This window comes from Oribacterium sp. P6A1 (genome assembly GCF_000702885.1).
In the GTDB taxonomy this organism is placed as follows: Bacteria; Bacillota; Clostridia; order Lachnospirales; family Lachnospiraceae; genus Oribacterium.
Genome location: NZ_JNKO01000016.1, coordinates 21470 through 40698 on the forward strand (window position 1 = coordinate 21470; position 19229 = coordinate 40698).

Annotated in this window: 13 protein-coding genes, 1 other RNA gene and 1 pseudogene; 13 read left to right on the plus strand and 2 right to left on the minus strand. The window is 42.0% G+C overall.

Annotated elements, in window-relative coordinates:
- Nucleotides 1-233 precede the first annotated feature (233 nt).
- From T515_RS10950 to T515_RS10960, 3 genes are read left to right on the plus strand one after another with little or no spacing between them, the layout of a single operon-like run.
- Nucleotides 234-1052 (plus strand): AzlC family ABC transporter permease, encoded by an 819-nt coding sequence (locus T515_RS10950; RefSeq protein ID WP_155988361.1) that lies wholly within the window; start codon nucleotides 234-236, stop codon nucleotides 1050-1052.
- A complete protein-coding gene (locus T515_RS10955) occupies nucleotides 1045-1347 on the plus strand; it encodes an AzlD domain-containing protein (protein ID WP_036610998.1) in 303 nt (100 codons plus the stop codon). Before T515_RS10950 ends, T515_RS10955 begins: the two co-directional genes overlap by 8 nt.
- Before the next feature lie 24 nt (nucleotides 1348-1371).
- A complete protein-coding gene (locus tag T515_RS10960) occupies nucleotides 1372-2535 on the plus strand; it encodes an acyltransferase family protein (RefSeq protein WP_036611000.1) in 1164 nt (387 codons plus the stop codon).
- Nucleotides 2536-2629: 94 nt separating this feature from the next.
- On the opposite strand, the gene rsmI is transcribed toward T515_RS10960, so the two are convergent.
- Nucleotides 2630-3481 carry a 16S rRNA (cytidine(1402)-2'-O)-methyltransferase gene (rsmI, locus tag T515_RS10965; protein ID WP_036611002.1) on the minus strand — a complete coding sequence of 284 codons (852 nt, stop codon included), beginning with the start codon at nucleotides 3479-3481 and terminating at the stop codon, nucleotides 2630-2632.
- A 239-nt stretch (nucleotides 3482-3720) separates the two neighbouring features.
- Here rsmI and T515_RS16705 point away from each other — a divergent pair, with 239 nt between their 5' ends.
- The 4 genes from T515_RS16705 to T515_RS10985 all read left to right on the plus strand — a co-directional run bounded on the left by T515_RS16705 (nucleotide 3721) and on the right by T515_RS10985 (nucleotide 8288).
- Entirely contained in the window at nucleotides 3721-4266 is a 546-nt protein-coding gene (locus tag T515_RS16705) for a hypothetical protein (RefSeq protein ID WP_051671658.1), read from the plus strand.
- Between the two features lie 270 nt (nucleotides 4267-4536).
- Nucleotides 4537-6615: a methionine--tRNA ligase gene (gene metG / locus T515_RS10975; protein ID WP_036611004.1), complete on the plus strand. Its 2079-nt coding sequence runs from the start codon at nucleotides 4537-4539 to the stop codon at nucleotides 6613-6615.
- A gap of 18 nt (nucleotides 6616-6633) precedes the next feature.
- Nucleotides 6634-7413: a TraX family protein gene (locus tag T515_RS10980; protein WP_036611005.1), complete on the plus strand. Its 780-nt coding sequence runs from the start codon at nucleotides 6634-6636 to the stop codon at nucleotides 7411-7413.
- Nucleotides 7410-8288: a TatD family hydrolase gene (locus T515_RS10985; protein ID WP_036611007.1), complete on the plus strand. Its 879-nt coding sequence runs from the start codon at nucleotides 7410-7412 to the stop codon at nucleotides 8286-8288. Before T515_RS10980 ends, T515_RS10985 begins: the two co-directional genes overlap by 4 nt.
- Before the next feature lie 96 nt (nucleotides 8289-8384).
- Here the strand turns inward: T515_RS10985 and ffs are convergent.
- Nucleotides 8385-8483: signal recognition particle sRNA small type (gene ffs, locus T515_RS17140), an RNA gene on the minus strand.
- 93 nt (nucleotides 8484-8576) lie between these two features.
- Between ffs and T515_RS10990 the strand changes: the two genes are divergently transcribed.
- The 6 genes and pseudogenes from T515_RS10990 to T515_RS11015 all read left to right on the plus strand — a co-directional run bounded on the left by T515_RS10990 (nucleotide 8577) and on the right by T515_RS11015 (nucleotide 19037).
- The gene (locus T515_RS10990) at nucleotides 8577-10322 is read left to right on the plus strand and encodes an MBOAT family O-acyltransferase (RefSeq protein WP_051671659.1); all 1746 of its coding nucleotides are present in this window, start codon (nucleotides 8577-8579) and stop codon (nucleotides 10320-10322) included.
- A 26-nt stretch (nucleotides 10323-10348) separates the two neighbouring features.
- Nucleotides 10349-11953, plus strand: coding sequence for a DHHW family protein (locus T515_RS10995; protein WP_051671660.1), 1605 nt, complete (start codon nucleotides 10349-10351; stop codon nucleotides 11951-11953).
- Nucleotides 11954-12132: 179 nt separating this feature from the next.
- On the plus strand, nucleotides 12133-13428 hold the full coding sequence (locus T515_RS11000; RefSeq protein ID WP_036611010.1) for a UDP-N-acetylglucosamine 1-carboxyvinyltransferase: 1296 nt from the start codon (nucleotides 12133-12135) through the stop codon (nucleotides 13426-13428).
- A gap of 199 nt (nucleotides 13429-13627) precedes the next feature.
- A pseudogene (gene adhE, locus T515_RS11005) lies at nucleotides 13628-16228 on the plus strand (bifunctional acetaldehyde-CoA/alcohol dehydrogenase); the annotation flags it as partial.
- 462 nt (nucleotides 16229-16690) lie between these two features.
- Nucleotides 16691-18025 (plus strand): NADP-specific glutamate dehydrogenase, encoded by a 1335-nt coding sequence (gdhA, locus tag T515_RS11010; protein ID WP_036611011.1) that lies wholly within the window; start codon nucleotides 16691-16693, stop codon nucleotides 18023-18025.
- Nucleotides 18026-18134: 109 nt separating this feature from the next.
- On the plus strand, nucleotides 18135-19037 hold the full coding sequence (locus tag T515_RS11015; RefSeq protein WP_036611014.1) for a DUF3881 family protein: 903 nt from the start codon (nucleotides 18135-18137) through the stop codon (nucleotides 19035-19037).
- Nucleotides 19038-19229 lie beyond the last annotated feature (192 nt).

The window sequence follows — 19229 nt, forward strand, 5'->3', positions numbered from 1 at the left end:
CCTGTGGAAATCTGTATAAAAGAAAAGATAAAGGCATGGTGCTTTGATGGTATATATCATCAGGCGCCATGTTTTTTGCTATAAGGCCGCGAAACCCATAGCATGTGTACATGGAACCCGCAGAATTTCAGACATAATTATTCATTATATAAAATGCATTAACAATTATATAATTTAAAGATATACTAATATGACCAGATATGAAAAGGAAAGGACAAAGGCGTCTTAAAATTATGAACGATAATAAGCATTGGTTTTTAAAAGGATTAAAACACGGAGTGCCTATTGCGGCAGGATATTTTGCTGTTTCCTTTGCGCTCGGTTTTACAGCGGGAAATGCGGGACTTACAGTGTTCCAGGCCACACTTGCCAGTCTTCTTTGCAATGCCTCTGCCGGAGAGTATGCCGGTTTTACGGTTATAGCATCAAAGGCCGGGTATGTGACTATGGCTGTAATTACAGCTATCGTTAATGCAAGATACCTTCTTATGTCTGCAGCCCTTTCTCAAAAGCTTCCCGAAGATACAAAGCTTCCACACAGACTGCTGGTGGGCTTTTGGATCACTGATGAGATTTTCGGTGCATCGGTCATGGTTCCCGGAAAGCTTAATCCGTTTTACAATTACGGTCTTGCAATTTGTTCCCTGAGCTTTTGGGCACTTGGCACCGGATCAGGAGTTATAGTGGGAAATATCGTACCTCCTGACATTGTCAGTGCTCTGGGAGTTTTGCTTTACGGAATGTTTCTTGCCATAATCATTCCTCCTGCAAGGAAAAATGTCATAGTTCGTATACTTGTTTTCTTCTCCATGGCCGCCAGCTTCATTTGTTCAAAGATGCCGGTTATTTCCGGGTTAAGTGACGGAACCAGAATAATCATTCTTACTGTAGCTATTTCCGGTGCTGCAGCAGTACTGTTCCCTATAAAGAACAGAGAAAATTCAAAGATCAAAAAGAGCCTGAATAAGAAGAGTAAAGATGATTCCGGAGAAGAGGAAGAAACAGAGCCTTCTTTTTCAAAAGCGGAGATGAAGGAGGCAAAAAATGCATAACAACTATGTATATATTCTGGTCATGTTCGGTGTATCATTTTTGATCCGGGTGCTTCCGTTGACGCTGATTCGAAAAGAAATAAAGAATGATACAATCAGATCCTTTTTATATTATGTTCCTTATGTTACACTTGCGGTTATGACATTCCCGGCTATCATGCAGGCCACTGCAGAGCCTTTTGCCGGTCTTGCGGCTCTTGTTATAGGAATAGTCATTGCATGGTTCGGAGGAGGACTCTTTCCTACGGCCATAATATGCAGTCTTACGGTTTTTATTCTTGAACATTTTATCTGAGTTTAATGTTTATGGCGGAGGAATATGGCAGAAGAAATAAAAAAAAACAGTAAAAAGGTGAGAGATGCCGGAATAGATCTTATCAGAGTAGTTGCCTGTTTACTTGTGGTGGGCACACATGTAGATGTTATGGGAACAGGGGACGGCACAAAGCTCTTTATCAGATTACTTTTTGCTGATGGAGTGGCCTTGTTTTTTATTCTCAGCGGTTTCTTTTTTTTCAGAAAAGGATTTACAGAGAGTCTGAAACGTGCCTTATTAAATATAGTGTTTCCGGGAATAGCGGTCATGCTGATAACTTACCAGTTTTCTCCGTTTATCAGAGGTGAAAAGACAATAATATACTGTTTTACACATCTTAATTTCGATACTTGTGGATTTTTAACCGACCTTTTTTCCTGGGGAGGAAGCATACGTGAAAGTATGGCGGCTCATCTCTGGTATATCTTCACTTATCTTCAGCTGGTGCTTGCATATCCGCTATTAAAGCCGTTATATACAGATAATACGCAGAGTATAGACAGCGGAAAAAAAGACAGGTTCAGGAAATACAGATGGTTCATCATAGGATTTATCTTTATCAATCAGATACTGATGGATCTCAATATGACAGGACTTATCAGTTTTTCTCCGGTACAGATTTCACCTTTCATGCTTTATACGGCTCCTGCCATGCTGCTTATGACGGGCGCGGAAATAAACAGAATGAGAAACATTTTCAACAGACCTGAGATGGAAAAGAGCAGGAAGCGTATCAGAATCGTATCACTTGCAATTTTGATAGTGGCCTTTGTCTTCAGGTTTTTCCTTCAGCAGCAGGTGTTCATCCTGAACAATACACAGGATTTTTATCTGTATTGGAATTGTGCCTTTGCCACTGTGCAGAGTACCTCTTTTGTTATATTTGTTCTTAGCTTTGACTATGATAAGAATAAGTTGGTGAACTTTATTGCAAGAGCAGGAAAATATACATTCTGGATATATCTTCTGCATTATGGAATATACTATACGATCTTTTTCAGGAAAGGACCTGATTGGAGTTTCGGAATCATAGATTTAAGAAACGGATATGATACCCCGGCAAAAGAAATACTTCATATACTGATACGGATTCCTACTGTATTTTTACTTTCCCTTTTGGCAAGTTATATAATAGCGGTTTCAAAAAAATATATAAAAAGAAGATAAAAGCAAAATAAAAATCTCTTGAAATCAGAAAGATCCCCTGAAGATGACAATGATTCCGATCAGTCAGCTTCAGGGGATTTTTATGGAGTTTTTGTCAGGTTTTCAATTTAGTGTAGATATCACGTTTGGATACGCCCCTATCCCTGGCAACAGCCTTCATTGCATCTTTTTCCGACATTCCCTGTTTAAGGTAATGCTCCATATGTTCCTCCAGAGGCATTTCGTTCCAGTTGGCCTCAGCCTCCGCAACTATATCGGAAGGATCACGGCCTTCTATAACCAGTACATATTCTCCGCGGGGTTCTTCGGTTTCATACCTGGCTACGGATTCTCCAAGAGTGATTCTTATAGCTTCCTCATGTTTTTTGGTTAATTCGCGACATAATGAAATGCGGCGGTCATCTCCCAGAGTCTTTGCCAGATCTTTGAGGGTTGCCCGAAGCTTGTGGGGAGCTTCATATAGTATCATGGTGCGGGTTTCGGTGCGAAGTTCCTCAAGTATCCTTGCACGCTCTTTCTTATCGGCCTTTTCGGTAGGAAGAAAGGCCTCAAATGCAAACCTTCTGGTGGGAAGTGCGGATATGGTCAATGCTGTGATCGCGGCAGCAGGACCGGGGAGTGAAGTAATGGTGATACCGGCTTCAGCAGCCTGATGAACCAGTTCTTCACCGGGATCAGAGATACAGGGGGTTCCCGCATCGGTGATTATGGCAACGTTTTTACCGTTCAGCATATCATTTACCAGAGCCTTTGCCTTGTCATATTTGTTAAACTCATGATAAGCGGTCATGGGTGTATGGATATCAAAATGATTTAATAGCTTTATGGAATTTCTGGTATCTTCAGCAGCGATAATGTCTACCGACTTCAGACAGTTAATGACTCTGAAGGTGATATCTTCAAGATTTCCGATGGGTGTTGCGCACACATAAAGTGTTCCTGACATAATTTTCTCCTAAATATAAATCCTTAAGGATAATGTTGATTAATATAATGCTTTTTTAGCATAGCACATAAACTAGATTTTTTTTGCGTAAAGATTAAGAATTACGTACTATACTTGAAATTGATATAAAGCTTTGATATATTACACACTGTATTTTTTGAGGGGCTCGAGAGGGTCTTTCATTTTATATTACAAGAAATATATTGACTTTAATCGGGTTAATTTGAGGAGATTTTTTTATGAAGAAGTTTATTGCTATGATTATGCTTGCAGCTACTGTACTTGCTGTTGTTGGTTGTGGTAGTAAGACAAAGGATGATAAAGGTTCAGCAAAAACCGAGACAGCACCGGACGGAAGTGTTGTTCAGGAGACTACTATGGAAGAGACAAATCCTGAGAACGGACTTCCGCTTTCAAAGCAGCCGGATCCTAATGCACCGGTTGTTGATACAGTAGTTGTTTATGCCATAGTAAACGATAAGATGTCACAGGTTATGGATTCTGTGGATGAGCTTACAGATCAGGCTCTTCTTGACAAGCTTATAGAGCTCGGAACAGTCGGTGCTTCTACAAAGCTTATAAGCTTTACAGAAGAGGAAACAGGTGAGACTCAGGCAGCAGGTCCGGGAGCGGATTCATCCACCGTTTCCATCAAGAAGGGTACACTTGTACTCAGTGATTTCTCTGCAGGTGAGGGACTTGATGAGGAGACTGCAAAGAAGGCTGTAGCCGATACATTTGCACTCAACTTTGAGCTTTCAGGCTGTGATATAACAATACAGTAAATTTATAAATTAAGATTAAGGGACTTTCCGCGTAGGAAGGTCTCTTTTTTTTAGCTTCGAACAGAGCATGGGAATGTGTTCAAACAGTACATGAGAATATTGCCAAAACAGTACATGAGAATATTGCCAAAACAGTACATGAGAATATGGCCAAACTTGCATTTTAAGGATTCATAATTTATATTTATAAAGTTAAGGCATTGATATGCATGACGCATTAAAATATATGATCAGGCTGCCTTCCATTAGGGCCGCCGGAAAGAGTGAATTATGGAAAAGAAACCGTACTATATTACAACAGCAATTGCTTATGCATCAGGTAAACCGCATATCGGAAACACCTATGAAATCGTACTTGCAGATGCGATCGCACGTTATAAAAGATTTCAGGGCTATGATGTAAGATTCCAGACAGGAACCGATGAGCATGGTCAGAAAATTGAATTAAAGGCTGAGGCTGCAGGTATCACACCAAAGCAGTATGTTGACAACACAGCCGGTGAGATAAAGACTATATGGGATCTTATGAATACTTCTTATGATAAGTTTATCCGTACAACAGATGAGTATCATGAGAAGCAGGTTCAGAAGATGTTCAAGAAGATGTACGACAAAGGTGACATCTATAAATCTGAGTATGAAGGCTGGTATTGTACGCCCTGCGAGTCTTTCTGGACTGATTCACAGCTTGTTGACGGAAAGTGCCCTGATTGCGGAAGAGATGTTGAGAAGGCAAGAGAGGAAGCTTACTTCTTTAAAATGAGCAAGTATGCAGACCGCCTTATGAAGCATATCGAGGAGCATCCTGAGTTCATTCAGCCTGTTTCACGTAAGAATGAGATGGTAAATAACTTCCTTAAGCCGGGTCTTCAGGATCTTTGTGTATCAAGAACTTCATTCAAGTGGGGAATTCCTGTAGATTTCGATCCTAAGCATGTGGTTTATGTATGGCTTGATGCACTCACAAACTATATTACCGGTCTCGGATATGATGTGGATGGCAATAATGATGCTATGTTCGCCAAGTTCTGGCCTTGTGACCTTCACCTTATCGGTAAGGACATAATCCGTTTCCATACACTGTACTGGCCAATATTCCTTATGAGTCTTGAGCTTCCGCTTCCTAAGCAGGTATTCGGTCATCCATGGCTTCTTACTGCAGCAGGTAAGTCACAGGAAGGAATCAAGATGTCAAAGTCAAGAGGAAATGTGATCTATGCCGATGATCTTGCAAGACTGTTCGGCGTTGATGCAGTACGTTTCTTCGTTATCCATGAGATGCCTTTCGAAAATGACGGTGTTATATCATGGGAGCTTATGGTAGAGCGTTACAATTCAATGCTTGCCAATATTCTCGGAAACCTTGTAAAGCGTACTATCTCCATGACAAATAAGTATTTTGACGGAGTTGTAGAGGACAAGGGGGCTAAAGAGCCTGTTGATGAGGATCTTAAGAATGTTATTCTCAATGCGGTAAAGACTGCTACAGAGAAGATGGATCAGCTCAGAGTTGCTGATGCTCTTACAGCAGTATTTGATATTTTCCGCAGATCCAACAAGTATATCGATGAGACAGAGCCATGGGTACTCTCAAAGGATCCTGAGAAGGCTGATAGACTTAAAACTGTTATGTATAATCTCACAGAGGCCCTTAACATCGGTGCATCTGTACTTGAGAGCTTCATGCCTGAAACAGCTGAGTCTATTCTCAGGGAGATAAATGCAGAGAAGCGAGAGCTCTCTGATATGGATAAGTGGGGACTTTACAAGTCCGGAACAAAGGTTACATCAGAACCTGCAACACTTTTTGAGCGTAAAAAGGAAGAGGATGTCATGCAGGAGGTTGAGAAGATCGAGGCTGCACAGATAGCTGCTTTTGAAGCTGCCCAGGCAAAGGAGAATGGCGGAGAGGAAGCTTCATCAGAGGAAACCGATTCATCTGAAGGTGACGGAATGCCTGAAGAGATAGATGAGAACGGTGATTGTGCCCCGGATACAAAAATCTCGGATTTTGAAAAGAAGCCGGAGATAACTTACGATGATTTTGCGAAGATTGAGTTCCGTGTAGGAAAGATCCTTCATGCAGAAGAAGTCAAGAAGTCGAAGAAGCTTCTGAAGTTCAAGGTTCAGGTTGGTTCAGAGACACGTACTATTCTGAGCGGTATCAAGAAGGCATACAATCCTGAGGATCTGGTAGGAAAGCGTGTGATGATCGTTGCAAACCTTGCGCCCCGTGCCATAGCCGGAGAGGAATCACAGGGTATGATTATTGCGGCTGAGGACAATGATGGAAATATCGCTCTTATGACACCTATGAGCAAGATGCCATCAGGTTCTGTGATCTGTTGATAGACAGATAGTTGGATTATGGCAACTTATCATAGTGTACTCAATAGTAAAAAAAAGAATATAGTCATTTCTGGCGAGGCACTGAAATTTATAGCTGCTTTAATGATGACCGCATATTATTTTGCGGTCGTCATTATCCAAAACGGTAAGCTTTACGGTTATGTGGACGAGTATTATCAGATGGCAATAGCTACTGAAGAAGGCGCCAGATGGCTTAAATTATTCGATTTTCTCATATCATTCCGGCATTTCAGTTTCCCGTTTTTTGCCTTTCTTCTGGTAGAGGGTTTTATAAATACCTCTAATTTCTGGAGATATTTCCTGCGAGTTTTTATTTTTGCGCTTATTTCCGAGGTTCCCTTCGACCTGTGTATGTTCAACCGGACTTACAACTGGGAGCTGCAGAATCCAATGTTCACATTGGCACTGTCACTTTTAGTGATGCATTTTATGTATAAATGGCGTAAGAATATCGGTCTTAAATGGCTTTCGGTCATAGCGGGGGCAGGAATAGCATATCTGGCAAATTTTCAGTATGGCCTGATGGGCGTTTTAAGTATCTCGCTAATGTACAATTTCCATAAAGAAAAGATTCTTCAGATAGGAAGCGGCGTTTTAGTTACAGCTCTTTGCTCGGTGTCATCCTATTTTCTTCCCGTATTATGTTTTATACCCATATGGTTCTATGACGGATACAGGGGAAGATTTAACATGAAGTGGTTTTATTACATATATTATCCGCTTCATCTTACCGTGTTTTATATGATGATTTATATTGGAGCGATGATTACCGTATGATAGAAGGGACAAAAATATTTGACACACATGCTCATTTGAATGATGAGAGCTTTTCATCTGACAGAGACAGTCTTGTCAGATCTTTTAGTGATGAAGGAATAACCGCTTTTACGGAAATCGGATTCGATATGCCTTCCAGTCGAAAAGCATTGGAGCTTGCCCGGAAATATGACAATGTTTTTGCGGCGGTCGGGTTCCACCCGGATCACAGCGATGTCTTAAAGGAAGAAGATCTCGATGAGATACGTGATATGGTGACAAAGGATAGAAACGGAACAGAGGATGGGCCGCATAAAATTGTTGCAATCGGTGAGATAGGTCTGGATTACCATTACACCAGGGATGGCATCATTGAGACGGCCCGCAAGGCCGGAAAGGAACCTTCAGCTGAAGAGCTTTTGGGGGCTGACCCTGAACCTGAGATACAGAAAGAAACCTTCAGGCGCATGCTCAGGCTTGCTGCGGAACTCAGGCTGCCTATCAATGTTCATTCGCGTGATGCTGCCAGGGATACATACGATATGATAGTTTCCGAGGGCGGCTATAGGAATGGCGGAATCATACATTGTTTCGGTTACTCCATGGAGATGGCAAAGCTCTATGGGAAGCTTGGGATGTGTGTGGGAATAGGTGGAGTCGTAACCTTTAAGAATTCAAAAAAGATAAAAGAAGTGGTTGAAAATCTGTCTATAGAGAACATAGTTCTTGAAACGGATTGCCCCTATATGGCTCCTGTTCCTCACAGGGGAACAAGAAATGATCCCAGAAACCTTGTATATGTAGCTGAAAAAATTGCAGAGCTTAAGGGTATGAGTACGGAGGAAGTTATACGAATCACCACGGAAAATGCCAAAAGAGTATATAGAATACCGTAGCGGTAATGAGCGTTTTTATGATTAAAGCGCAAAAAAGCGACTATTACATCTTATAAACCTGTAATAGTCGCTTTATATTTAAAGAAATACTCCGGAGTTGAAAAGGTGTATCCACGTCACATGGGAGGATCCTCTTAGTGCTGCTACGTTCCCGTCCTGACACGGTTCGAGGGACCCATTGCGTGGGGCCCAAACAACCCCGAAGCAAGTGAAGTATACATGAAAAAAGGTAAAATGGCAATAGTATAAATGCTGTGGTATAATGAAGCCACTATTTTGAGGTATGTGATGAGTTTTACAAGTCTGTTTTTTGTAGCAATATTTTTCCCTGTATTTCTACTGGTTTATTATGTGCTACAGGGGATAAGAGCGAGAAATGCCTGGCTGCTGGCAGCTTCACTGGTTTTCTATGCCTTTCTTGGGATAAACTGTCTGATTCTCATCGTTATCATGGCGGTATTTGCCTTTGCGACGGGAAAAAAGATACAGTCCGCACTGGATATGGCAGACAGTGAGTCTCCCGATCACCAGACAGGTGATGAGGAATTTATGAGTCCCGAAGCCCAGGCTGCTTATGAAAAAAACCATAAATCTGCACGAATATGGCTTTTTGCGGGAGTTTTCATATTTGTGGCTGTTCTTATGCTGTTTAAGTACAGCAATTTTTGGCTGAATAAATTTAATTTATCTTCCCTGGGGGGAATTAAGGAAGGTATCATCAGACTGGGTATGCCTCTTGGCATTTCCTTTTATACATTTAAGCTTATCAGCTATATATCTGATGTTTATATGAGAAGAGTAAAGGCAGGAAGTCTTTTGGATGTGATGCTTTACACGGTCATATTTCATCAGGTTACCCAGGGACCCATAGTCAGATATGATCTCATGGCGTCACAGTTTAATAACAGAAGTCTTACATATGAGTCTGTGTCAGAGGGTGTATGGAGGTTCAGCATAGGACTGGCCAAGAAAACATTTTTAGCTGATCACTGCGGAGAGCTTGCGGAGTTGTTTTTGCCTGTTTCCGGAAGCGGAGAGTATTCTGTGTTAGGAGCGTATATGGGTTCCTTATGTTATATGTTGCAGATATATCTGGATTTTTCAGCTTATTCTGACATGGCATTGGGACTCGGTCAGATGATCGGTTTTAAATATACAGAGAACTTTAACTATCCGTATGTGGCTGATACTGTGAGAGATTTCTGGAGACGCTGGCATATTTCCCTTAGCAGTTTTTTCAGGGATTATGTTTATATTCCATTAGGCGGAAGCAGGGTGGGATTCTTCAGACTCCTTCTTAATCTTTTGGCAGTATGGCTTCTTACAGGCATCTGGCATGGTGCAAGTCTCAATTTCATACTTTGGGGATTGTACTATTATTTCTTTATTGTTATGGAAAATGCTTTTCGAAAGTATGGAAAAAGCAAGGGAATAAAGGTTGAGAAGAACGGCTTTACAACATTTTTTTCACATATATATACATTGATAATTGTATATTTCGGATGGATACTGTTTCGTATCACGGATTTCGGAAAGCTTTGGGAAGTACTGAGAGTTATGATTGGAAGAAGCGGCAGGGCATTTTACAGTACTTCTGAGATTCTTTCCTTACGCGGTAATATATACTTCCTGATTTTAGCTTTATCTGCATGTACACCTGTCTGGAAGATGCTGGCAATTAAGATAAGCGAAAGACTAAATCACAGTTTCAGAAGAGAAGTACGGGAAATGAGAAATCTTGCCAAAGAGAGTTCTTTGTATGAGCAAGAGGTAAATAAGGATCAGGTTCTGGTAGAGAAATATGCAGAGAACAGCAGCGATATCCTTGAGGAAGTTCGTAAGCAGGACACTGAAAATCATGAGCGTATGATTGCGAGATTTGAAAAGCGGCTCAGAAAAAGAAAAGATGAAAGAACAAAATTGGAATTTGTATATTACGGTGTTCGTATAATACTTATGCTGGTGTTATTGTTCATTTCTATTTTATCCATGGTTGGAGCCAGTTATACTCCGTTTTTATACAATCAGTTCTGAGTCTGCAGGGTGAAAAAATATAAAAGATGGTTGAAGATAACAAAAATGACAAAAATATAATAGAGGAATCCGTGGACTTTGATATGCCGGGGGAAGCGGCAGATTCTCCGGAAGAAGATATTGCAGAGACAGAGCCTGAGATATCCGGTGACAGTTCTGAAATTTCGGAAGAAAATGATTCAAAGGATGAAAAAACCGATATTCATGCCGGTGAAGAATCAAAGAGCAAAGCCGATGAAGAGATAGATTTTCAGGCTGTTGAAAAGGAATTGAGAAGCAACGGAGCCAGGTTCATGGCGGGAGCTTCCATGGGAGTTTTTGCGGGGATTTTTGCGGTGGGAGCATTTGCAGCGAGACCTGCCTATTCAGAATCCGAAAAGAGAGCTCTTGCGGAGAAACCTGAGTTTTCCATAAACGGAGTTCTGGACGGAAGCTATTTTACTGAATTTGAAAAATGGTTTTCAGACACGGTTCCATTCAAAGAAAACCTACTCGGCATGGAGTCAAAGATGGAGGCATTCTACGGAGTGGGGGGTGAATCGTACTATGGCAATAAGTCCGATGTGGTAGAGGATACCATCCCGGAAACCGCGGAATCCCTTGCGCCTATCGTTACATTGGAAACAAAAGCCCAGGAAGAAACACAGAAAGAGACTGAGGATATGTATCAGTCACTGGTAGAGACCAATGCTGACGGAACACTTAAAGTGGATACTGAGCCGAAGGAAGAGGTTGAAGTTACCGGAGAGCAGGCGGGAAATATATATGTCAGCAACAACAAAGCCTACGAGATCTTCTATTACAATCAGGGAGGATCTGTTAAGTACGCATCCGTACTGAATACAGTTAAGGCCATGCTTCCGGAGGTCAATGTATATGATATTCTGGTTCCCAACAGCTTCGGTGTGGAACTTGATCCTTCCTTACAGGAGGAACTCGGATCCGGAAATATGCAGGATGCCTTTAACTACATTTTCAGCATGATGGACCCTGAAATACACAGGCTTTCTGTATTTGATACTCTGTATGCTCATAAGGATGAGTATATATTCTTTAATACGGATCATCACTGGACTGGGCTTGGAGCATATTATTCCTATAGGACATTCTGTGAGGAAAAGGGGATTAAACCACATGAACTGAGTGATTTTCAGTATGTAGATTACAGTGGATTTTACGGAACCTTCTATTTTGCCACCAATCGAAATGAGTCACTGAAAGCCAATCCTGATCATGTTGAAGCCTGGATACCCATGGGAACGAATGATATGGTGGCTACGGATGAAAACGGGCAGACCTTTAAAGCCAATATCATTAATGACGTTTCCGAAGCCAATGCCGGAAGAAAGTATAATTGTTTCATTAAGGGGGACAATGCTTTCACTGTGATAAATAATCCTCAAATCACCGACGGTTCAAGCTGCGTGGTTGTAAAAGAATCCTATGGCAATGCTTTCGTTCCGTTCCTTGTGGATCATTATCAAAGTGTTTATGTTGTGGATTATCGTTATTACAGGGACAATCTTACGCAGTTTATCAGGGATAACGGGATACAGGATCTGATTTTCGTCAATAACGTTCAGGCTATAACAGAGAAAGTTTCAGATGAAATCCTCAGTGTTTTTTCGTGAAAGATTTGTTAACCAAAATTTAAGAGACATTAAGAGATTGTTGTGTCATAATACATCAGCAATAAGCAATTGACATAAGGATATTGCAAAAACAGTAGCCTTCAATTATAATCTTTGAGATTATGTTAAAAGGTTTAGTGCGCTCTTCTGCAGATTTGCGTGCTAATTCAAGGAGATTTATGGAACAGTTTATCATGAAAGGCGGAAAACCGCTGCACGGTGAAGTCGTGATCGGCGGGGCAAAAAATGCCGCATTAGGTATTATTGCCGGAGCGCTTTTAACAGATGACAATGTTACAATAGAAAATCTACCGGACGTACGTGATATAAACGTTATGCTGGAGGCTCTCAAAGAAGTGGGAGCAACGGTTAAGCGCATTGACCGACATACTGCCCTTATTAATGCGTCTAATATTCAGGATGTTTCGATCGATGATGAGTACATCCGAAAGATCAGGGCATCTTACTATTTTATTGGAGCATTGCTTGGAAAATATCGTAAGGCAATAGTTCCCCTTCCGGGCGGCTGTGCTATAGGTTCACGACCGATAGATCAGCATATTAAGGGATTCAGAGCCCTGGGTACAAATGTGGAGATCAAAAACGGATGTGTTCATGCAGAAGCAGCGGATGGACTGAAGGCATCTCACATCTATCTTGATGTGGTTTCTGTGGGAGCCACCATCAATATCATGCTTGCCGCCGTACTTGCGGAGGGCAGGACCATAGTGGAGAATGTGGCAAAGGAGCCTCATATCGTAGATGTTGCGAATTTCCTGAATTCAATGGGAGCAAATATCAAGGGCGCCGGTACAGACACCATACGTATAAAAGGTGTGAAAAAGCTGCATGGAACCACTTATGCGGTGATTCCGGATCAGATAGAGGCGGGAACCTTTATGTGCGCGGCAGCAGCAACAAGAGGAGATGTACTTATAAAGAACGTCATCCCCAAGCACCTGGAATCCATATCGGCAAAACTTCTTGAGATGGGCAATACCATCTATGAGTATGATGAAGCTGTACGGGTTATAGGTGCCGAGATTCAGCATCCTACCGATGTTAAGACTCTTCCTTATCCCGGATTTCCTACAGATATGCAGCCTCAGATGGCTGTAACTCTTGCTCTTGCAGAGGGAACATCTGTGGTTATTGAATCTATATTTGAAAACAGATTTAAGTATGTTGATGAGCTTGCGAGAATGGGTTCCAACATAAAGGTTGAGGGCAATGTTTCCGTTATTGACGGAGTCAAGGGCTTCACAGGAGCCAGTGTCAATGCATTGGATTTAAGAGCCGGTGCAGCTCTGGTTATAGCCGGACTTTGTGCCGAAGGAATAACAACAGTAAACGAGATAGGTTATATCCAAAGAGGATATGAACATTTCGATAAAAAACTTCAGACACTTGGGGCTGATATCGCCATGGTGGATTCTGAGCGGGCTGTTCAGAAGTTCAAGCTCAGAGTCGGATAAGCAGATTTTTTTAAGAGATTGATGATTGATTTCATTGGTCTCTTTTTTTATAAATCAGATTGATAAAAAAATATCAATATTATATTGACAAAAAAATGTCAAAGGAATATACTGTGAATATCAAAATTTGATAAATAAATAACAATGTTTCAAAAACGAAACTGTTGAATTTTTGTTGCCACAGAAAAGAGGAAATCACATGAGTAAAGTAAAGAATCCGACAATTGTAAAGGATATGGAAACACTTGAAGCAAAGATTCAGGTGGTTCGTGAAGCACAGGAGAAGTACTCCACTTACAGTCAGGAGCAGGTAGATAAGATATTTAACGCAGCAGCTACAGCTGCAAATCAGATGCGTATACAGCTTGCCCAGATGGCTGTTGAAGAGACAGGAATGGGAGTTGTAGAGGATAAGGTCATCAAGAACAACTACGCAGCTGAGTATATTTATAACAAGTATAAGAATGTTCAGACCTGCGGAGTTATCGATGAGGATCCGGCATTCGGAACAAAGACAGTTGCCGAGCCTCTGGGACTTATCGCAGCCGTAATTCCTACTACAAACCCTACATCTACAGCGATTTTCAAGACATTGCTCTGCTTAAAGACAAGAAACGGTATCATCATCAGTCCGCACCCAAGAGCCAAGAAGTGTACAAGCCTTGCAGCCAAAATCGTACTTGATGCAGCAGTGGCTGCAGGAGCTCCGGAGAACATCATCGGCTGGATAGATGAGCCTTCACTTGAGATGACATCCGAGATCATGCGTTCGGCTGACTGCATACTTGCAACAGGCGGTCCGGGAATGGTTAATGCAGCTTATTCCTCAGGTACACCGGCTTTGGGAGTAGGTGCAGGAAACAATCCATGTATCATTGATTCTTCGGCTGACATCCAAATGGCAGTTTCCTCTATCCTTCATTCAAAGACCTTTGATAACGGTATGATCTGTGCATCAGAGCAGTCTGTGACTGTTGTGGCAGATGTTTACGACAAAGTAAAGAAGGAATTTGAATTAAGAGGCGCATATTTCCTCAATAAGGAGGAGCGTGAGAAGGTTGGAAAAACCATCATTATCAACGGCTCCCTCAATGCAAAGATAGTAGGTCAGCCTGCATGGAAGATAGCAGAGCTTGCAGGCGTTAAGATTCCTCATGACAAGAAGGTTATCATCGGAGAGGTATCTGACAATACAAAGGCAGAGCCTTTTGCACATGAAAAGCTTTCTCCTGTTCTCGGAATGTATAAGGCAAAGGACTTTGATGCAGCTATCAAGAATGCAGAGATCCTTCTTATGGATGGCGGTCCTGGACACACAGCATCTCTTTTCATAGATCCACGGGAGAATGAAAAGATACATAAGCACGCAGTTGCCATGCATGCCTGCAGAATACTTCACAACATGCCGTCTTCTCATGGCGGTATAGGTGATCTTTACAATTTCAAGGTAGCTCCATCTCTTACTTTGGGATGCGGTTCTTACGGCGGAAACTCTGTTTCGGAAAACGTTGGTATCAAGCATCTTTTGAATTACAAGACAGTTGCAGAGAGGAGAGAGAACATGCTTTGGTTCAGAACACCTGAGAAGGTTTATTTCAAGAAGGGATGCATGCCTGTTGCTCTTAATGAGCTTAAGGATGTGTATGACAAGAAGAAGGTATTTATCGTAACAGACTCCTTCCTTGATTCGGCAGGATATATAAAGCCTATTACAGACAAGCTCCATGAGCTGGGAATAGATTATCGTGTATTCTCACATGTACAGCCGGATCCTACCCTTGCAAATGCTGTAGAGGGTGCTGAGCAGATGTCACGTTACAATCCTGACACCATCATCGCTTTCGGCGGCGGTTCCGCAATGGACGCAGGAAAGATTATGTGGGTTCTCTATGAGCATCCTGAAGTAAAGTTTGCTGATATGGCTATGCGCTATATCGATATAAGAAAGAAGGTATACCAGTTCCCCAAGATGGGTACAAAGGCCCTTTTCGTAGCCATCCCTACATCATCCGGAACAGGTTCGGAGGTAACGCCTTTCGCAGTTATTACAGATCAGGAGACAGGAACAAAGTATCCTATCACAGACTATGAGCTTCTTCCTAATATCGCCATTGTGGATACAGACAACATGATGACACAGCCAAGAGGACTCACAGCAGCATCAGGTATCGATGTACTGGTACATTCTCTTGAGGCATATGCAAGTATGATGGCAACACCTTATACAGATGGTCTTGCACTTCAGGCAATGAAGAGAGTATTTGATTATCTGCCTACAGCCTATAATGAGCCTACAAACATCAAGGCACGTGATGAGATGGCCAATGCATCCTGCATGGCAGGTATGGCCTTTGCCAATGCATTCCTGGGAATCTGCCACTCAATGGCCCATAAGCTGGGAGCATATCATCACATTCCTCACGGTCTTGCAAACGCTCTGCTTCTCACCGAAGTAATAAGATATAACGCTTCAGAACAGCCTCCAAAGATGGGTACATTCCCACAGTATGAGTATCCTCATACACTTAGAAGATATGCTGAATGTGCACGTTTTGTAGGCATTAACGAGGCGGACGACAGGAAGGCTGTAGACAAACTCTGTGAAAAGATAACTGAACTTAAGAAGACGGTTGGTGTTAAGGAAAGAATTCAGGATTACAATGTAACAGAAGAGGATTTCCTTAAGACTCTTGATGAGATGAGTGTCAATGCTTTTGATGATCAGTGTACAGGCGCAAACCCTCGTTATCCGTTGATTTCGGATCTCAAGGAAATGTATAAGCTTGCTTTCTACGGAAAGAAGTATGAGAAGAATGAAAAAACTCCTGTGGAAATCATGGATTGTGTAAAGGAATACACTGAGTAAGATCTGAAATGTGACCAGGATAGTTAATATCTGTGACCCTCGGATGATAGAATAGAGACAACAGAATCTTTTAAAAAACGTGAACCTTGTGGCAGCAAGTTCATATAAAAGAAGAGGTGGGAGTCCATAGGGCTTTCACTTCTTCTTTTGCTTTTTAATCTGAGCAGCAACTTCATAAGAGAATATATAAATAAAAAGCAGACGTATGTCTGAAGAGATATATCAAATGGGCATATCTAATATTTTATATTTACTCAAAAGTTATGACGTGATATAGTGGCTGTGTTAAACACAGAGATTCGGAGCCAATGGGGGCGCCTTTCAGGAAAGAGGGCGTAGTCTGTCCTGGCATCCGGATTTTTTTTTAAGAAATGTTTCCTGAAGGAGGAAAATCTTATGTCTTATGTTGCAGAAGTATTTGAAAATTTAAAGGCTAAACATCCAAATGAGCCGGAGTTCCTTGAGGCTGCAGAGAGAATTCTCAGCTCTCTTGATCCTATCGTAGAGAAGAACGAGGATGTTTACAGAAAGAATGCTCTTCTTGAGAGATTTGTAGAGCCTGAGAGAATCATCACATTCAGAGTACCCTGGACTGATGATAAGGGTGTAAACCATGTAAATCTCGGATACAGAGTGCAGTTCAATTCAGCAATCGGACCATACAAGGGCGGTCTTCGTTTCCATCCTTCAGTAACACAGTCTATTCTTAAGTTCCTCGGTATGGAGCAGATTCTGAAGAATTCTCTTACAGGTCTTCCTATCGGCGGCGGTAAGGGTGGTTCTGACTTTGATCCTCATGGCAAGTCAGATGCAGAGGTTATGCGTTTCTGCCAGAGTTTCATGACAGAGCTTTTCAAATATATCGGAAAGGATACAGATGTTCCTGCCGGTGATATCGGTGTAGGCGGACGTGAGGTTGGATACCTTTACGGACAGTACAAGAGACTTACAGGTCTTTATGAGGGTGTTCTTACAGGTAAGGGACTTTCTTTCGGTGGTTCTCTTGCAAGACCTGAGGCTACAGGATACGGTCTTGTATATATTACAGACGAGATGGTAAAGGCAGCAGGTAAGACTCTTGAGGGAACAACTATCGCTGTATCAGGTTCAGGAAATGTTGCACAGTATGCAATCCAGAAGGCAACAGAGCTTGGCGCAAAGGTTGTAACATGTTCTGATTCAAACGGATATGTTTACGATCCAAATGGAATCAACTTCGATGTTCTTTGCCAGATCAAGCAGGTAGAGAGAGCAAGAATCAGCGAGTATGCTAAGCGTGTACCGGGATCAGAGTATCACGAGGGTGAGAGACCATGGGGTGTTAAGTGCGATATCGCTCTTCCTTGCGCAACACAGAATGAGATCAACGGAGAGGACGCAAAGAAGCTTCTTGCAAACGGTTGCTGGGCTGTTGCAGAGGGAGCAAATATGCCATCTGATTCAGATGCTATCGATGCTTACCTTGCAGCCAAGATCCTTTACATGCCTGCCAAGGCTTCAAATGCCGGTGGTGTTGCAGTTTCAGCTCTTGAGATGTCCCAGAACTCAGAAAGACTCAGCTGGACCTTTGAAGAGGTTGATGGCAAGCTCAAGGATATCATGACAAATATTTACAAGAATGTTGCAGCAGCAGCAAAGAAGTACGGCTACGAAGGCAATTTCGTAGTAGGTGCAAATATCGCAGGTTTCGAGAAGGTAGCAGATGCTATGCTCGCACAGGGACTTGTATAAGTGATTGCATTTAATAAGTGGTTATAGTAAGATACGGGAGTCAGGTGGGCATCCACCTGACTTTCGTTGGTTTAACACAGAGGTTTGCATAGACAGTAAAGAGGTATTCATGCATAAATTTCTGAGAACAATCGGATTTTCAAAAATTCAAACAGACATGCAGCTGGAACCGCTGATAGAACGTGCTGTAAATGAAAAGAATAAGACATTGGTAATAAACGGCACAGATGGTTCGGTGATCGAACAGTATCAGCTGCCGGTAGCTCCTTCCATGGGCATAGCTGTTGTGGGTGAGAGGACAGCTGATGGTGTATTTCACAGGAATTACTATTTCCCGTATATGAGATCCTATGACGGAACCCTGACAGAGGCAGGGTCTGTGGAAAGGCATCTTGAGAAAGAGACCTATGCGGGAGTTCTTGAGGATTTCAGATCCGGTATAACACTTATTTTCTATCTGACCAATTCGGTTCAGCTCAGAGAGCTTGTAAAGATGCAGATGCATGTGAAAGCCCGTCAGGCATTCCTTACAGGTCTTGCAAGCGAGGGCAAGATACTTCTTCCTATAGAAAAGAAGGAGGATGTGGAGACCCGCAAGAGTAAAAGTAATGAACGCAGAAGCCTGGTTGAAGCGGCCCGTCAGGGTGATCAGGAGGCTATCAATACACTTACAGAGACAGATATCAACATGTACAATGAGGCCCAGCATCGTCTCTTGACTGAGGATCTGTACAGCATAGTGGAAACAAGCTTTATGCCTACGGGTGTAGAGTGCGATATTTATTCCATACTTGGTGAGATCGTATCCCTGAGGGTGAAGGAAAATGTTTACACCCATGAGAATGTGGTGGATATGAAGATAAACTGCAATGACTGTATCTTCCATGTTGCCATCAATGAATCCGACCTTGAAGGTGTTCCCGCGGTAGGAAGAAGATTCAAGGGCAAGATATGGATGCAGGGAAATCTTGAATTTGTGGATGAAGATAAAGATAAAGATAATGAAGAATAGATCCGGGGATTCGGAAGAATACATAAGATTTATTTTTTGATATAAACAACAGCTTTAGGAGTGATATGCAGTTTTTTTACAGTCATCGTAAAGATACTGCAAACTGCTCCGAAAGCTGTTTTTTTATCGTGATTGATTTAATGATTTATCATTGCATTGAGCTAAAGCGTTTTGTATAATCAGAAAAAGTTA

Excerpts from the sequence above, each read along its gene's own strand:
- T515_RS11000 (WP_036611010.1), top strand. The coding sequence starts at position 12,133 with ATGGAACAGTTTATCATGAAAGGCGGAAAACCGCTGCACGGTGAAGTC.
- T515_RS10990 (WP_051671659.1), top strand. The coding sequence starts at position 8,577 with ATGAGTTTTACAAGTCTGTTTTTTGTAGCAATATTTTTCCCTGTATTT.
- T515_RS10985 (WP_036611007.1), top strand. The coding sequence starts at position 7,410 with ATGATAGAAGGGACAAAAATATTTGACACACATGCTCATTTGAATGAT.
- T515_RS16705 (WP_051671658.1), top strand. The coding sequence starts at position 3,721 with ATGAAGAAGTTTATTGCTATGATTATGCTTGCAGCTACTGTACTTGCT.
- metG (WP_036611004.1), top strand. The coding sequence starts at position 4,537 with ATGGAAAAGAAACCGTACTATATTACAACAGCAATTGCTTATGCATCA.
- T515_RS10995 (WP_051671660.1), top strand. The coding sequence starts at position 10,349 with ATGGTTGAAGATAACAAAAATGACAAAAATATAATAGAGGAATCCGTG.
- T515_RS10980 (WP_036611005.1), top strand. The coding sequence starts at position 6,634 with ATGGCAACTTATCATAGTGTACTCAATAGTAAAAAAAAGAATATAGTC.
- T515_RS10950 (WP_155988361.1), top strand. The coding sequence starts at position 234 with ATGAACGATAATAAGCATTGGTTTTTAAAAGGATTAAAACACGGAGTG.
- rsmI (WP_036611002.1), bottom strand. The coding sequence starts at position 3,481 with ATGTCAGGAACACTTTATGTGTGCGCAACACCCATCGGAAATCTTGAA.
- T515_RS10955 (WP_036610998.1), top strand. The coding sequence starts at position 1,045 with ATGCATAACAACTATGTATATATTCTGGTCATGTTCGGTGTATCATTT.
- gdhA (WP_036611011.1), top strand. The coding sequence starts at position 16,691 with ATGTCTTATGTTGCAGAAGTATTTGAAAATTTAAAGGCTAAACATCCA.
- T515_RS11015 (WP_036611014.1), top strand. The coding sequence starts at position 18,135 with ATGCATAAATTTCTGAGAACAATCGGATTTTCAAAAATTCAAACAGAC.
- T515_RS10960 (WP_036611000.1), top strand. The coding sequence starts at position 1,372 with ATGGCAGAAGAAATAAAAAAAAACAGTAAAAAGGTGAGAGATGCCGGA.